General features: G+C 56.5%; 12 protein-coding genes and 1 pseudogene. 5 read left to right on the forward strand and 8 right to left on the reverse strand.

Translation table 11 applies throughout. The features are described 5' to 3' along the window. A pseudogene (locus AC2FNC_RS17610) lies at positions 1–275 on the forward strand (IS5 family transposase); the annotation flags it as partial. 92 nt (positions 276–367) lie between these two features. Here the strand turns inward: AC2FNC_RS17610 and AC2FNC_RS17615 are convergent. The 3 genes from AC2FNC_RS17615 to AC2FNC_RS17625 form a co-directional block, all read right to left on the reverse strand. Further along, the gene (locus tag AC2FNC_RS17615; RefSeq protein WP_480478399.1) at positions 368–721 is read right to left on the reverse strand and encodes a hypothetical protein; all 354 of its coding nucleotides are present in this window, start codon (positions 719–721) and stop codon (positions 368–370) included. Further along, complete coding sequence (locus tag AC2FNC_RS17620; RefSeq protein WP_496716095.1) at positions 718–2,334, reverse strand: phage minor head protein; 1,617 nt, start codon at positions 2,332–2,334, stop codon at positions 718–720. Before AC2FNC_RS17620 ends, AC2FNC_RS17615 begins: the two co-directional genes overlap by 4 nt. Positions 2,335–2,450: 116 nt before the next feature. Beyond that, positions 2,451–2,948: a WGR domain-containing protein gene (locus AC2FNC_RS17625; protein WP_496716096.1), complete on the reverse strand. Its 498-nt coding sequence runs from the start codon at positions 2,946–2,948 to the stop codon at positions 2,451–2,453. A 54-nt stretch (positions 2,949–3,002) separates the two neighbouring features. Here AC2FNC_RS17625 and AC2FNC_RS17630 point away from each other — a divergent pair, with 54 nt between their 5' ends. Further along, positions 3,003–3,680, forward strand: a complete 678-nt coding sequence (locus tag AC2FNC_RS17630) for an ankyrin repeat domain-containing protein (RefSeq protein ID WP_496716098.1) — start codon at positions 3,003–3,005, stop codon at positions 3,678–3,680. A 137-nt stretch (positions 3,681–3,817) separates the two neighbouring features. Further along, a complete protein-coding gene (locus tag AC2FNC_RS17635) occupies positions 3,818–4,327 on the forward strand; it encodes a nucleoside deaminase (protein ID WP_480607635.1) in 510 nt (169 codons plus the stop codon). Between the two features lie 478 nt (positions 4,328–4,805). Here AC2FNC_RS17635 and AC2FNC_RS17640 read toward each other — a convergent pair whose 3' ends face one another. From AC2FNC_RS17640 to AC2FNC_RS17660, 5 genes are all read right to left on the reverse strand, one after another. Continuing rightward, positions 4,806–5,888, reverse strand: coding sequence for an ABC transporter ATP-binding protein (locus AC2FNC_RS17640; protein WP_480607638.1), 1,083 nt, complete (start codon positions 5,886–5,888; stop codon positions 4,806–4,808). Positions 5,889–5,891: 3 nt separating this feature from the next. Then, positions 5,892–7,547 (reverse strand): alpha-amylase family glycosyl hydrolase, encoded by a 1,656-nt coding sequence (locus tag AC2FNC_RS17645; protein ID WP_496716101.1) that lies wholly within the window; start codon positions 7,545–7,547, stop codon positions 5,892–5,894. A gap of 9 nt (positions 7,548–7,556) precedes the next feature. Beyond that, on the reverse strand, positions 7,557–8,705 hold the full coding sequence (locus AC2FNC_RS17650; protein ID WP_496716103.1) for a carbohydrate ABC transporter permease: 1,149 nt from the start codon (positions 8,703–8,705) through the stop codon (positions 7,557–7,559). A 3-nt stretch (positions 8,706–8,708) separates the two neighbouring features. After that, a complete protein-coding gene (locus AC2FNC_RS17655; protein ID WP_480495818.1) occupies positions 8,709–9,716 on the reverse strand; it encodes a carbohydrate ABC transporter permease in 1,008 nt (335 codons plus the stop codon). A gap of 66 nt (positions 9,717–9,782) precedes the next feature. Beyond that, entirely contained in the window at positions 9,783–11,051 is a 1,269-nt protein-coding gene (locus tag AC2FNC_RS17660) for an ABC transporter substrate-binding protein (protein WP_480519249.1), read from the reverse strand. 209 nt (positions 11,052–11,260) lie between these two features. Here AC2FNC_RS17660 and AC2FNC_RS17665 point away from each other — a divergent pair, with 209 nt between their 5' ends. Together AC2FNC_RS17665 and AC2FNC_RS17670 are read left to right on the forward strand one after the other, a co-directional pair. Then, on the forward strand, positions 11,261–12,292 hold the full coding sequence (locus AC2FNC_RS17665; RefSeq protein ID WP_480495814.1) for a LacI family DNA-binding transcriptional regulator: 1,032 nt from the start codon (positions 11,261–11,263) through the stop codon (positions 12,290–12,292). A gap of 2 nt (positions 12,293–12,294) precedes the next feature. Continuing rightward, on the forward strand, positions 12,295–13,626 hold the full coding sequence (locus AC2FNC_RS17670) for a GH1 family beta-glucosidase (RefSeq protein WP_480607651.1): 1,332 nt from the start codon (positions 12,295–12,297) through the stop codon (positions 13,624–13,626). Positions 13,627–13,995 lie beyond the last annotated feature (369 nt).

Here is a 13,995-nt window from a genome sequence, read left to right on the forward strand (position 1 = left end):
TTCCGCCGCCGAAGAACGCCGTTCCCGGAGATTGCCAGGCACGCAACGCCCATATCGACATGATAACCGAAACTGGCCGAATGGCATGGCAGAAGGCCACCGGTTATGGTCAGAGATCGCGCGGCGAGGCCCAGATCGGGCGATACAAACAGGTCATCGGACTGGAACTGCGCAGCCGCAACATGGAGACCCAGACAACCGAAGCCCGCATCGCTGTTAAAGCCCTCAACCGCATGACCCGTCTAGGTCGTGCGACCTATGAACGTGTCGCATAACGAACCGGGGAAAGGGGCAAATGCGGCCCAAGCGCTATTCGTGCAACGCGGTCCCCCTCATCCACCTTTTCCTTTACTCTTTCCCATACCGGTCATTCTCCGGACGGTGGCACCTCGGCCCATACCAGATATCGGTACTCGCCGCCCTCGCTCAACGCGCGCTGCACGATGTCGCGGATATTTGCGGCAGATCGCTTCGGATCGATAAAGATCTGCCATTGCCTTTCGTAGCCTGGGGTCTCGTTCGCCAGGAAGTCGTACTCGAAAGCACGCCCTGGCCCTTGGCCCTCGAGCCGCACAACCTCCAGTCTGGCTACGCTATAGCCCCGAGATGCTATGTATTCGTTGAATTCAAGCATCTTGCTAGAAGGCTCGACGTACACGAAGGCCCCCGTTTCGAGCTTGTCCAGCATTTCGTCAAACTCATTTTGCATATTCACTTTCACTCCAACGGCCTGATGATCGGGTCAGGTTCATTTTCTCTGTCCCGAAGAGGACGGTTCCTATTGCTTACGGCGACGACGTGCCCTTCCGGACCCAAGAGTACCCAGTGCCCGTCCTGTCCAGTCAGCAAGGTCATGTCATGACCCCTATAGTCACCACGTCCGGCGACGATGCCGCTGAGATCGGGGCGGGGATTGGCAATGATGTCATCGATCTGTTCGGCAGTGTGCCCTTTTCCTGTGATGTACTCCAGCCCGTCGCCCTTGCTGCCATGGTCGCCAATCGTATTCCCGTCGGGGGTGGTGAAGGCCTCATTCCGACTTGCCTCGACAATGCTCGGACCCGCCGCATCCGGAATCGGCGTGGAAACGATGTTGCCGGTCGGGTCTTCGACGGCGGGCGAGCCCGTGTGGTTCGGCAGACCAAGGGTCTCGACCGGATAGGTTTCCAGCCACTGGTCGATGCGTTCCGGCGTGAAGCCAGGAAGTTCACCCAACCGGCGCTCGCCCTCAGTGAGTTCCGGGAAAACCTCGACCCAACCTTGGGCAATCGTGCCGTCCTGCAGCCGCAACCGGCCTTCCGCGAATGCGTTATAGCCTTGCTGCACGAAGTCTCCGAGGGCAAGTTGTGCGGCAGGATTCCCTTCGACGACACGCACGATGGTGCCAGGGTTCAACATCTCGTAAAGCGCGGCCGCCTGGCCTGCGATCTGCGCGGCCTCAACCGACTTCGGCAAACTGGACCCGAGACCAGAGATGACCGCTTCCTGCACCAGTTCGTGGGCCATAGCCGCAAGGAGCCCTTCGGCCGTTCCGGGATTGACGCCAAGGATCTCCGCCGCACGTTGGAGCCGACGTCCGGTGGCCAGACGCGTGAATTCCTGCAGGGCGCCGCTGGCGGCCAAAGCAGCCAGAGCGGCAGTTCCAAGTGGTGTGATCGCGATGGCGCGGAGACCGAGGCGACGCAAGATGGCGTCCACGGGTGCCTCGACCGGAAGGGCAAGTTCTGCAAGAATTGCATCAGTCCGCGACCCTGGCGTGATCGGCTCTGCATGGCAGCGGCAGTTGTGCGCCTGCCCCGGATGGCCGCCAGCGGGCGGGGCGTCCCAGCGAAACACCTGATCGTCGTATTCGGCATGGCTGTCACGGACTTTCGCGTCGCCCTGAGACCGCCAGATGTAATGCTCGATCCCCAAATCCTGCTGCCGAAGCTGATTGATCAGGCCCGCGAAGGCCCGAAGCAGGCGTTCTTCCATCGCCGCCCGCAACGGACGCAAGCGTTGCGGGTGGGTTTCGTATTCCTCGAAGATGGCCGTCAAGCGCGCATCCCACAGGCGCAGCGCCTCTTCCTTCGCATCTGTAACATCGCGAAGGTTGGCGTCGGTCGCCAATGGCACGGTGTCCGGGGGCGTCAGAGCGTTCAGCAGCATGCGGGTGTTGTCGGCTATCACGCGTTCCAATTGGTCGATGAAATCAGTCCGCAGGTCCGCATAGCCGGGGAAAAGCGATTTGATCGAAATGCCTGCACGGTAGCCGTACACGCCTCCGTTCTGCCGCGCGAAAACGTACTGACCACTGCCACCGTGGCGGAGAAATTCGCTAAGACTGTGTTTCATGGAACCTCCCGCTGACCCGCGCGAAGGTATGTATCGCCAATGTGTTAAGAAGCGATCAGCCGACCGTACGTTGCCTTGATCAGGGGCCATTCTTGCGGACGACGGCATGCGAAAGATCACCAGAGTGAGAGGCGTGCCGGTTTTCCGGTGACGGGTTGAGGGCTGGGAGAGTGGCTCCCGGCGCCCGTCGCGGGAGATCGCAGATGGGCGTTGTGGAAGTTCTGGATCCGGTTCAGCCGGCGCGGGCCGGTGGCTGGAAAGTGGACGTGAGCCGGGGCGAGCGGAACATATCCTCGACGTCGCTTTTGCTTTTTGAGTTTCTGGAGCGCTTCACCGGCCTGGGCTTCGTCATCATATGTCACCATCATGGCTTGCCCGTTTGTCCCAATACGTCCCCAAGTACGAAGGACGGACACTTCCCCAAACAGCGTCGGCTGCAATTCTATTCCATAGAACCGCGCCATGTTAATGTCGGGGTCCACATGGATCAGGTGGACAGGTGTGGTTGCCGTCAGTTCCATGACGCGATTGTCGGCAAACTCAGCCCGTCTGTCCAATGACATTGCGAAATCAATTCCCGTGAATGGATTCTGATCCTGAATGGAAAATGACATTGAATGCATCCGCTACTACTATAGCTGACCAATATGTAGGTAATAGGATCGGCCATGTTTCGTTTTCTACTATTTGCTTTCGTGATAGGTCTTGCCGCCAGCGCAGGCATGGCGCAGACACCGCCTTCGGCTGATGAGGTCGCGCAATACGACGGTCTCTTCGCAGCCGCTCACACCGGCAACGAAGAAATGATCCGGCAACTCGTTGCGGCAGGGGCAAACGTCAACGCACGGGACTCGCGGGGTCGCACACCAGCCCATGTTGCCGCCTTTGCTTCTGAGGATGAGGCGTTGCGTGCGATGGCTGAGGCCGGAGCTGACATGAACGCGCTGGAAGGTCAGGCCTACGACGTGATCACAATTGCGGCCGTTGCAAATGATCCAGAACTGATGACGCTCGCAATCGAGTTGGGAAACGATCCCGGACTAACGACCAGCCCTTATGAAGGAACGGCACTGATTGCAGCCGCGCATCTCGGTCATGTCGAGATTGTCAGACGGCTGATCGCCGCTGGCGCGCCTCTGGACCATGTGAACAATCTGCATTGGACCGCAGTTGTCGAAGCCGTTGTGCTTGGCGACGGCGGCCCAGACCATCTTGCGGTTCTGGATGCTTTGTTGGCAGCGGGCGCTGACCGATCGCTTGCCGATCGAAACGGAACTACACCGCTCGAACACGCCGAACTGCGCGGATTTGCTAAGATGGCAGAGCGGCTAAGAAAAGAGGACTGAGGCCAGTCCAGCAGGCTGAAGCGGAGCGTTCCACCTCACAGGTGCCGATGGCAGCTTGGATGAGACCAGCCTCAAATCAAGTTCCTCTCGTAGCGGAGCGGTGACAGAGTTGAACACATCTCACGGGTAACGGCACAATGGACAAGATCAGAAAAAGTGAACAGGACTGCCACAGCGACCTCGTATTCGCGAGGCGTGGTTTTCTTGGCGCATCAGGCTTTAGCGCACTGACAATTGGATTGAGTGGCTCCGCTGTAGGCCAAACTTCTACAAGGGCGGACGACGCAATACCTCAACCAAGTGATCCCAAGGATGCCACATTCATGGAGCGCGCTTTCGAAATGCGTCAGTATGCGATTGATCATGGAGATCAGGGGTATGGCGCAGTTGTGGTGCGCGACAACGTTATTATTGGCCAATCATGGAGCAGAGTCATCTTGGATCAAGACCCCACGGCCCACGCTGAAATAACCGCGATCAGGGACGCGGCGCGTCGTCTCAGTGACCGGGATTTGAGCGGAGCGGTTCTGTACTCATCTTCCCGGCCATGTCCCATGTGTGAGGCCGCGGCATACTGGGCTGGAGTCCGCCTCATGTTCTACGGCCGGAAAATCACGAGCGCAGGTTCGCCGAAGCTTTGCAGTTAGAATGGTTCTCAGCCATCAGCGACGTTTCATTTTGCATTCGCCTCCCACGGTGGGAAGTCGGCCCAAACTGGTCATTCATCGCCTCTGGCCACGCTGCGGTGCAGCTTCAACGAACCGGCCATTCGCTTAACCTGCGAGATCGACGAGTTGTCCGACGTCTGCCTTGCGGGCAAAGTGAGCAGCGAAGTGACGCACATGATCCGCAAAGGTCAGCTTACGCCCGGAATCTGTCCGTTTCGCCAAATTGCGGCATTGGCGGCACAAGCAGAGGGTTCGGTACCAACTCTTCGTTCAGTAAGAAACTTTGCAAAAGATCCTAGGACACTTAGTAACGAAGATAAAAGAACACTGCGTGTAGTATCACGTCCCTTGGGAAATGAGCGCCTTTGAATGAAATTGTTACTGTCTGCCTCGATCAAAGTCCGAAACGCCATTAACACCAAGACCTCCTAGCCAAAAGTTTGCGACATAGCCCTCATCATTTCCGCATCGACAAACCATTGAGAAACAGGTGCACTTTGCTCGGGTCCGCATTCAATTTGACAGCTTTCCCACGTCGGTTTCGTTCAACGCCAGGAAACTTGGCGACGATATTCTCAGCCCCCGGCCTGCTGGCGAAATACAGCAAGGTCACTTCACCCAGGGCTTCGACAAAATCGACAGTGCCGTCCAGAAACCCAGCGGCGGCGTCGGCAACGAAATCCTCAGGTCGTACCCCGATATTGACCTGCAAACCCATTTGTTCGGGCGTGGTCGAAATGGATGAAACGGCTTTTCCGCCCGCATCAAGTGTGACCTCTGTCAAATCCCCGGTTTTGGAAATTTTGCCAGACAGCAGATTCATAGAGGGCGATCCGATGAACTGCGCCACAAACTCGTTATCCGGCGTTTCGTACAGTTCCAGTGGCGTACCAACCTGCGCGATGCCTTTGTTGGCGAGAACGACGATCCGGCTGGCCAGCGTCATCGCCTCAACCTGATCGTGGGTCACGTAGATCATTGTGCTTTCGGGCATCGCCTCTTTCAGGCGCGCAATCTCGATCCGGGTTGCAACGCGCAGCGCAGCATCGAGGTTCGAAAGCGGTTCGTCGAACAAATAGACCTTGGGGTCTCGCACGATGGCGCGCCCGATAGCGACGCGCTGGCGTTGCCCTCCGGACAGAGCCTTGGGCAGACGATCCAAGAGCGGATCCAGTTGAAGGGTCTGGGCCGCGCGTTCAACGGCGGCATCGATCTCGGCAGCAGGCATCTTGGCGATCTTCAGTGCAAATGCCATGTTCTCGCGCACGGTCAAATGTGGGTAGAGCGCATAGGACTGAAACACCATGGCAATGCCCCTTTGGGCGGGCGGCACATCATTCATGACCTGCCCTTCGATCTCCAAGGTGCCGCCGGTGATCTTTTCCAGCCCGGCAATCATTCGCAACAAGGTTGATTTTCCGCAACCCGATGGACCGACAAAGACGATCAACTCGCCCTTTGCGATATCCAGATCGATATGTTTCAGAACATCGACCGGACCATAGGATTTCGCGACATCCGTAAGTTTGAGTTCTGACATGGTTTACCCCTTGACCTTAGCCATCAGACAAAACTGTGCGGGGTGCAGCGTAACGCTTCCTGCACCGTCGCTACCGCCGAGTTCCCGCCCGATGACCCGCCAATCACCCAAGGGCAAGTCGACCCGCTGAGCTTCCGTTCCAAGGTTGAAAGCACAAAACACCGCTTCAGACGCATCCTCACGCTGGAAAGTCAGCACAGGTCCAACCTGTTTCATGTTGGACTGCGCACCCGAAGTTAGTGCTGGGTGGACGCGGCGCAAGGCGATTGCGCGGCGATAATGGTGCAGCATCGATTGGTCGTTCGCCTCGAGCCGGTCAACGGCTCTTTCCGTTTGGGCCATACTAACAGGCAACCACGGCTCACCGGTGCTAAAGCCTAAATGTTCGTCCTGCGACGCCCAAACCATTGGCGTGCGACATCCGTCGCGACCCTTGAACTCGGGCCAGAACTCGATGCCGTAGGGGTCTTGCAGTTTCTCGAACGGAACATCTGCCTCGTGCAGGCCCAGTTCCTCTCCCTGATACAAACAGGCAGAGCCGCGCAGACACATCATCAGAACCGCGTGCTGGCGAATGGCCGCATCGTTTAGGTCCCAGCGCGAGGCATGACGTTCAACATCATGGTTCGAGAACGCCCAGCATGGCCATGCGTCGCCTGCCTTTTCCTCGAGCTGATCAAAGACCTGCTTTGCATAAGGCGCGGTCAACGCACGCTTTTCCAGAAACTCGAAGGCATAGCACATATGCATTCGTTGATCGCCCGAGGTGTACTGACCAATGATTTCCAGCCCGCGCTGTGCATCACCGACTTCACCCAAACAGGCACGGCCTTCATATTCGTCGGTCAGCGCGCGCAACCTTTCGAGGAAGGCGATATTCTCGGGCTGACTTTTGGAATAAAGGTGATCCTGGTGGTTATAGGGGTTCACCGCAGGCGCAATTGATGCATTACGTTCTTCGACCGGAAGGGCCGGATTGTCCCGCAAATGTTTGTCGTGGAAATAGAAGTTGATCGTGTCCAGGCGAAAACCATCCACGCCCATGTCCAGCCAGAACCGAGCCACGTCCAGCAGTGCGTCTTGCACTTCGTTACAGTGAAAGTTCAGGTCCGGCTGCGAACTCAGAAAGTTATGCAGAAAATATTGCAGGCGACGAGGCTCCCACTGCCACGCTGAACCGCCAAAGATAGACAACCAGTTATTGGGCGGTGTGCCGTCCGGTTTAGGGTCGGCCCAAACATACCAGTCGGATTTCGGGTTGTCCCGATTGGCGCGGCTCTCACCGAACCAAGGGTGCTGATCAGAAGTGTGTGACAGCACCAAATCGATCATCACTTTCTGACCCTTGTCATGGGCCTGATCGAGTAACTCGCGGAAATCTTCCAACGAGCCGAACATAGGATCCACATCGCGATAATCGCTGACGTCGTAGCCGAAATCCTTCATCGGAGATTTGAAGAAGGGTGAGATCCAGATCGCATCGACCCCCAGATCCGCAATGTAATCCAGACGTTGGGTGATCCCTTTCAAGTCACCGATCCCATCACCATTGCTGTCCTGAAAGCTGCGCGGATAGATCTGATAGATCACGCCACCGCGCCACCACTCTGACTTTGCTTTGGTTGATTTGGAGAGTTCTACAGTGTTCTGCACGTTCATCAGACGCCTCTATTTGACGGATCCGGCCAGCAGGCCACGGACCAGGTATTTTTGCATTGCGAAGAAAACAATCAGTGGAACAATGATCGAAACAAACGCAGCGGTGGCGAGGATTTCCCAGTTGCCCCCTCTTGTACCCAGCAGTTCGACAATTCGATTGGTCATGACGGTGGTTTGACCTGATGCATCAATCAGGAAGACTTTGGCCACCAGAAGGTCGTTCCAGGTCCACAGGAACTGCAGGATCGCGAAAGACGCCAGCGCCGGGAAGCTGAGTGGAAGGATCAGTTTCGTAAAGATCTGGAACTCAGACGCCCCATCGACCCGCGCGTTCTCGATCAAATCACGTGGCAGTCCGGCCATGTAGCTGCGAAGAAGGTAAATCGCCAGCGGCATTCCAAAGCCAGTGTGGGCCATCCAGACACCCAGATACCCTTTGCCGATCCCAATATTAAGATGGAATTTCAGCAAAGGGATCAGTGCGAGCTGAAGCGGAACAACCAAAAGCCCGACAATAGCTGCGATCAGCAACGCGCGGCCCGGGAACTCCATCCACGCCAACGCATAAGCGGCGAACGCCGCAACCAGGATAGGGATGATCGTGGCAGGAATGGTCACTGTGAGAGTATTAAAGAACGCCCGACCCATACTGTCGGTGCTGTTCTCGGCCAAGAGAACCTTGTGGTAATTGTCCAACGTGAACTCGGGTGGAAGTTCTGCACTTACGAAAACACGCGGGCCGCGGCTGCCAGTAAACTCCTCTTCATTTTCCGCTTTGTAGTTCCCGTTTGCATCGACCGTGATAGTCCCGCCACGACGCAATTCCGCTGTCTGACCGGGTTCATACGCATCCACCGCGCGGGAGCTGACACCCCACTTTGAGATCGTAGCTTTCTGCCCTTCGTCGAACAGGTTCCCTTCAATCACATACGTCCCGTTTTTCAGAATTTGCGTATTGGGCACGGCCGTGCGTAGCGTCAGGTTTTGTTCGGACGGGAACAGGGATTTCCACCAGCCACTGGTCGCGATCTGGTCAGCCGTGCGAAAGGATGAGATCAACAATCCAAGTGTCGGTACTACCCAAAGCACCACGATAAAGAGGACCGAGGCCTGGACGATCCATCTAAGGGCGGGTTTGGTTCCTGCAATATCGCTCATCCCCTACTCCATTTCCCGGCGTGCGTTGCGGATGTTCCAGACCAAGATCGGCGTCACCAGCAACATGATCACCATGGCCGATGCCGAACCCACGCCCCAATCATTGGCGCGGAACATCTTGTCGTACATGTAGTTGGCCAGAACCTGTGTCTCCCACTGGCCATTGGTCATCGCGAAAACGATGTCGAAGACCTTCAGGACCAGAATGGTGATGGTTGTCCAAACAACCAGAATTGTGTTCCAGATTTGAGGCACCTTGATTTTAAAGAATATCTGGAAGGGATTGGCCCCATCCAAAACCGCCGCCTCGACGGTTTCTTCGGGGATGCCGCGCAAAGCGGCAGACAGTATCACCATGGCAAAGCCCGTCTGAATCCAGATCAGGATCCCCATGAGGAAGAAATTGTTCCAGAACGGAATGGTTAGCCAGGTTTGCGGCTCGGCCCCACCAAAGAACAGATAAAGCGCATTCAGAATCCCGATCTGGTCTTGCTCGGCCGGACGCGCATCGTAGATCAGTTTCCAGATGACCGAAGCCCCGACGAAAGAGATCGCCATCGGCATGAAAATCAGTGCCTTTGCGATGTTACCCCAGCGTATCCGATCAGTTAGCTGAGCTGCCAACAGACCAAATGCAGTCGACATTGCAGGGACCACGATCAGCCAGAACAAATTGTTGCGCATGGCTTCCCAGAATTTCGGTTCTGCCACCATCTGGACGTAGTTATCGAGACCAACCCACTTATACCCACCACCGGCGATGCGATCCGTGAGCGACAGGCGCAACGTCTCAACTACCGGATAGGCCAGATATAGGCCAATCGCTACAAGCGCCGGAAGCAAAAACAGCCAAGGCCGGATCATATTCGCGCGGTTGATGTTGCGGCCGGCATTCGGCCCGCGCGCAGGGAACAGAACCTTGTCCAGAAACTGGTTGGACAGAAAGAAATAGCCCACACAGCCCGATACGCCTATGGCGATGGTCAGCAGGCCCTGAATTGCCGGATGCATCATGCTCTCCGTTGCGAAGGGGAAAAGGGGTGGCCTGACGCGCAGACCGCCCGGGTTTTAACGCGCTTAGTCCAGCGAATCCCAGGAAGATTGGATCTCGTCAGCAACTTCCTGAGCGGGCTTTCCACCAGCATAGTCAACCATACCGGTCCAAAATGTGCCGGCCCCTACGCCGCCCGGCATCAGGTCCGAACCATCAAACCGGAAGGTGGTCGCGCCCAGAAGAATGTCGTTCATCTTCTTGAGCGTCGGATCCGAGAACACGGAGGTATCAACGCCTTTGTGCGGCGTCAGGAAGCCGGTCAGGGCCATCCATGTCTCATGTGCTTCGGGGGTCTGCAGATAGGCGATCAGATCATGTGCAGCCGGGCTGTCATTGGTGATTGCCCATAGCGTGCCGGCGCCAAGAACCGGGCTACCCAGATCCTTGCTTTCATATGCGGGGAAGTAGAAGAAATCAGCATCTTCACCGACAACCGTGCCTTCAGGAAAGAATGCCGGGATGAACGACGCCTGACGGTGCATGTAACATTGTGGTGGCGAACTGAACATGCCCTTTGGACTGTCACGGAAATCGGTCGTTGCGACCGTACCTGCCCCGCCCGCAACATAGTCATCATTGCGTGCAAACGCGCCGAACTCTTCGATGGCAGCGACCACTTTCGGGTTATTGAACTTCATTTCATTGGACACCCAGGCGTCATAGTCCTCGGGCGATTGAGTGCGCAGCATCATGTCTTCGACCCAATCGGTCGCTGGCCAACCGGTCGCACCACCTGAACCCAAACCGATGCACCACGGCGTCTCTCCGTCTGCGACGATCTGATCGGTCAAAGCCTTCAGTTCCTCCATCGTGGTCGGAACTTCGTAACCGGCATCCTCGAAATTCTCAGGCACGTACCAAACAAGGGATTTCACATCTACCTTGTAAAAAAGCCCATAAAGGTGATCCTGCCCTTCGGGCCCCGGAAAAGTGCCCAGATCTACCCAGGATTGTCCAGCTGCGTAATTGTCACGAACCCAATCAGCGGTGCCGTCGCCCAACGGTGTCAGAAAACCCGACTTGGCCATATCCGCCGCCAGACCAGGCTGCGGGAAAACGGCTATATTCGGCGCCGAGCCTGCCTCTGCATCAATCCTGATCTGCTGCTCGAAACTATCTGAACCAACATACGCGTAGTCGTGGCCTGTCGCGGCTGCAAAGCCATCCAGAACCGCTTCGACGTTTTCCTGGTCCGGGCCCAGCCATGGCCCGAACACGGTAACCTTATCAGCCTGAGCTGTTCCCGCCATCAGGGCGAATGTGGCCACACCTGCATAAAGCGCGTGTTTCATGAAATCTCCTCCCAGTAATATCTGCGCATTGCAAGATTTTCAAAGCGCTTTGGATGTTGCACTTTATCTGCTGGCAATCAGATTCTGTCAACATATCGTTTTCTACCCCTCAATTATTGCCGCTATTGACCTCTTTGCCAAAACGGGTTGACGGAAGCAAAAAATCACAACAAAACAAGTGAGCATCCATTTGAAGGCGCTTTGAACATATGAACCTAAAGCAGCTCTCTGAGATTCTCGGTCTTTCGCAGACAACGGTCAGTCGCGCGCTGAACGGCTATCCAGAGGTGAACGAGGCGACTCGTGTGCGCGTGCAGGCCGCTGCAGACAAGCATGGCTATCGGCCAAACAGTCGCGCCAAAGGTCTGGCGACTGGCAAGTCCATGGTGATCGGGCACGTCATCCCTAGTTCGTCCCAGCACGAGATGGTGAACCCGATCTTCGGCGACTTTGTCGCCGGCGCTGCGCGGACATACTCTGCGAACGGCTACGACATGATGTTCACCACCGCGGATGACACTTCGATCGAAGGGGCCTATCGCAGCTTGTTTCAGCGCGGGGCCGTGGATGGCGTCGTTTTGCAAGGCCCCAAGGTCAACGAGCGTCGCATCGATCTGCTAAACCGGATGGCGGTACCATTTATCGTACACGGTCGTTCGACCGGGATAGATGCAGAGTATGACTGGATCGATGTGAACAACAAAAGCTCCTTTCGGCGCGCAACACAGTTCCTGATCGACTTGGGTCACCGCCGGATTGCCCTGATTAACGGGCTTGAGGATATGGATTTCGCACAGCGCCGTCGTGCCGGATACCTACAAGCGCTGGAACAGGCGGACTTGATCCCGGACCCACAATTAATGCGCAGCGCCGAAATGACCGAGGTCTACGGCCATCATGAAACCCGCGATATGCTGCAACTGGACGATCCACCAACCGCCATTCTGGCATCCTCGATGATTTCGGCGATTGGTGTGAGACGGGCGCTGGACGAGGCAGGGCTGCGAATTGGCCGGGATGTCTCGGTCATCGCGCATGATGATGACCTCTCTTATCTCAAAAACGGACAGGATGTGCCCATCTTTACAGCAACGCGGTCCTCAGTGCGGCATGCAGGAGAGCTGGCCGCCGAGATGTTGATTGAGAGGATCAAATCGCCTGACGATCCGGTCAAGACCAGATTGCTTGAGGCGGAACTGGTTGTTGGCAAATCAACCGGCCCAGCACCCAACAGGATCTGACAATGAAACATACGCGCAGCGATTTCCCCAAAGACTTCCATTTCGGAGTCGCCACTTCTGCTTACCAGATCGAAGGTCATGCCCAAGGCGGCGCCGGTTCGACACATTGGGATACGTTTGCAGCGACACCCGGAAATGTAGTGCGGGGAGAAAAAGGCGATCTGGCCTGTGATCACCTGAACCGGTTTGAACAGGATCTTGATCTTGTGCGCGACGCGGGATTCGATTGCTATCGCTTCTCAACCAGCTGGGCGCGTGTGATGCCCGAGGGGCGCGGACCTGTTAATCAGGCGGGATTGGATTTTTATGATCGCCTGACCGACGCGCTTTTGGAGCGTAGCATCCGTCCGTGCGCGACACTGTATCACTGGGAACTGCCGTCGCCCCTGGCCGACTTAGGTGGTTGGCGCAACCGGGATATTGCCGGTTGGTTTTCCGATTTCACTGAGGTCATCATGGGACGGATTGGCGACCGCATGTACAGCGTCGCCCCCATCAATGAACCGTGGTGTGTCAGTTGGTTGAGCCATTTCGAAGGGCACCACGCTCCCGGGCTGCGCGATATTCGAGCCACGGCGCGCGCTATGCATCACGTTCTGCTGGCCCATGGTCAGGCCATTCAGACGATGCGTGGGTTGGGCATGTCTAACCTGGGCGGCGTATTCAATCTGGAATGGGCCGAACCCGCCGATGACAGCGCCGAGGCACAACAGGCCGCCGCTCTGTATGACGGAATATACAACCGGTTCTTTCTGGGCGGCGTGTTCAACAAGGCCTATCCCGAGAATGTTCTGGAGGGGCTGGAGCCCCACCTTCCGTCGGGCTGGCAAGATGATTTCGATAGCATCGGAGCACCCGTAGACTGGTGCGGACTGAACTACTACACCCGTAAACTTATCGCGCCCGCAGAAACAGCGTGGCCAAGTCTCGCTGAGGTTCCCGGCCCTCTGCCGAAGACCCAAATGGGTTGGGAAATCGACCCCACCGCGCTGAGCAGGTTCCTGATCCGAGCAGCACGTGAATACACCGGCGACCTGCCGATCTTCGTGACCGAAAACGGTATGGCCAGCCCCGAGCGTCAACAAGACGATGACCGTATCGACTATCTGGATCAACACTTGTCGGCAGTCCAGGTCGCGTTGGGCGAAGGGGTTCCGGTTAAGGGGTACTTTGTCTGGTCCCTATTGGACAATTACGAATGGGCCTTGGGGTATGAAAAACGCTTTGGCCTGGTTGATGTAGATTTCAGTTCAATGAAGCGAACTCCGAAAGCGTCTTACTTCGCATGGAAGGACATGCTTGCTGCACGGATCTGTTGCAGAGTTTCTTACTGAACGAAGAGTTGGTACCGAACCCTCTGCTTATGCCGCCAATTCCGCAAATTGACGAAACGGACAAATTCCGGCCCGAAGCGGACGTTCATCGACACATGTCGCCGCTGCGGTGCGGCCCGTCGAACCGGCCGTTCGCTGCAGGCGCAAATTTTCAGGGTGCACGAACTCACAGTCTGCGGGACTTTTCTGACGTTGGAAATCTGATGGGTGGCTTGCCTCATCTGTTGGTTGAAAGTCGAGAACCAAATGCGGGGAAGGCTGTCAACGGCGGTGAGAAAGTCTGCCATTGGGCGGAGCAAAAGTCGTCCACTGTTTGGGTTACCGGCGCCTTGGCAAACGCGCTCCCAAATAGCTGGCGGTTGCCAAGGC

It is taken from the genome of Ruegeria sp. BHSA123, assembly GCF_059613425.1.

What these genes read in the sequence shown, in the direction of transcription:
- AC2FNC_RS17640 (WP_480607638.1), bottom strand. Translation starts at nt 5,888, where the DNA reads ATGTCAGAACTCAAACTTACGGATGTCGCGAAATCCTATGGTCCGGTC.
- AC2FNC_RS17650 (WP_496716103.1), bottom strand. Translation starts at nt 8,705, where the DNA reads ATGAGCGATATTGCAGGAACCAAACCCGCCCTTAGATGGATCGTCCAG.
- AC2FNC_RS17635 (WP_480607635.1), top strand. Translation starts at nt 3,818, where the DNA reads ATGGACAAGATCAGAAAAAGTGAACAGGACTGCCACAGCGACCTCGTA.
- AC2FNC_RS17670 (WP_480607651.1), top strand. Translation starts at nt 12,295, where the DNA reads ATGAAACATACGCGCAGCGATTTCCCCAAAGACTTCCATTTCGGAGTC.
- AC2FNC_RS17655 (WP_480495818.1), bottom strand. Translation starts at nt 9,716, where the DNA reads ATGCATCCGGCAATTCAGGGCCTGCTGACCATCGCCATAGGCGTATCG.
- AC2FNC_RS17665 (WP_480495814.1), top strand. Translation starts at nt 11,261, where the DNA reads ATGAACCTAAAGCAGCTCTCTGAGATTCTCGGTCTTTCGCAGACAACG.
- AC2FNC_RS17660 (WP_480519249.1), bottom strand. Translation starts at nt 11,051, where the DNA reads ATGAAACACGCGCTTTATGCAGGTGTGGCCACATTCGCCCTGATGGCG.
- AC2FNC_RS17630 (WP_496716098.1), top strand. Translation starts at nt 3,003, where the DNA reads ATGTTTCGTTTTCTACTATTTGCTTTCGTGATAGGTCTTGCCGCCAGC.
- AC2FNC_RS17625 (WP_496716096.1), bottom strand. Translation starts at nt 2,948, where the DNA reads ATGTCATTTTCCATTCAGGATCAGAATCCATTCACGGGAATTGATTTC.
- AC2FNC_RS17645 (WP_496716101.1), bottom strand. Translation starts at nt 7,547, where the DNA reads ATGAACGTGCAGAACACTGTAGAACTCTCCAAATCAACCAAAGCAAAG.
- AC2FNC_RS17620 (WP_496716095.1), bottom strand. Translation starts at nt 2,334, where the DNA reads ATGAAACACAGTCTTAGCGAATTTCTCCGCCACGGTGGCAGTGGTCAG.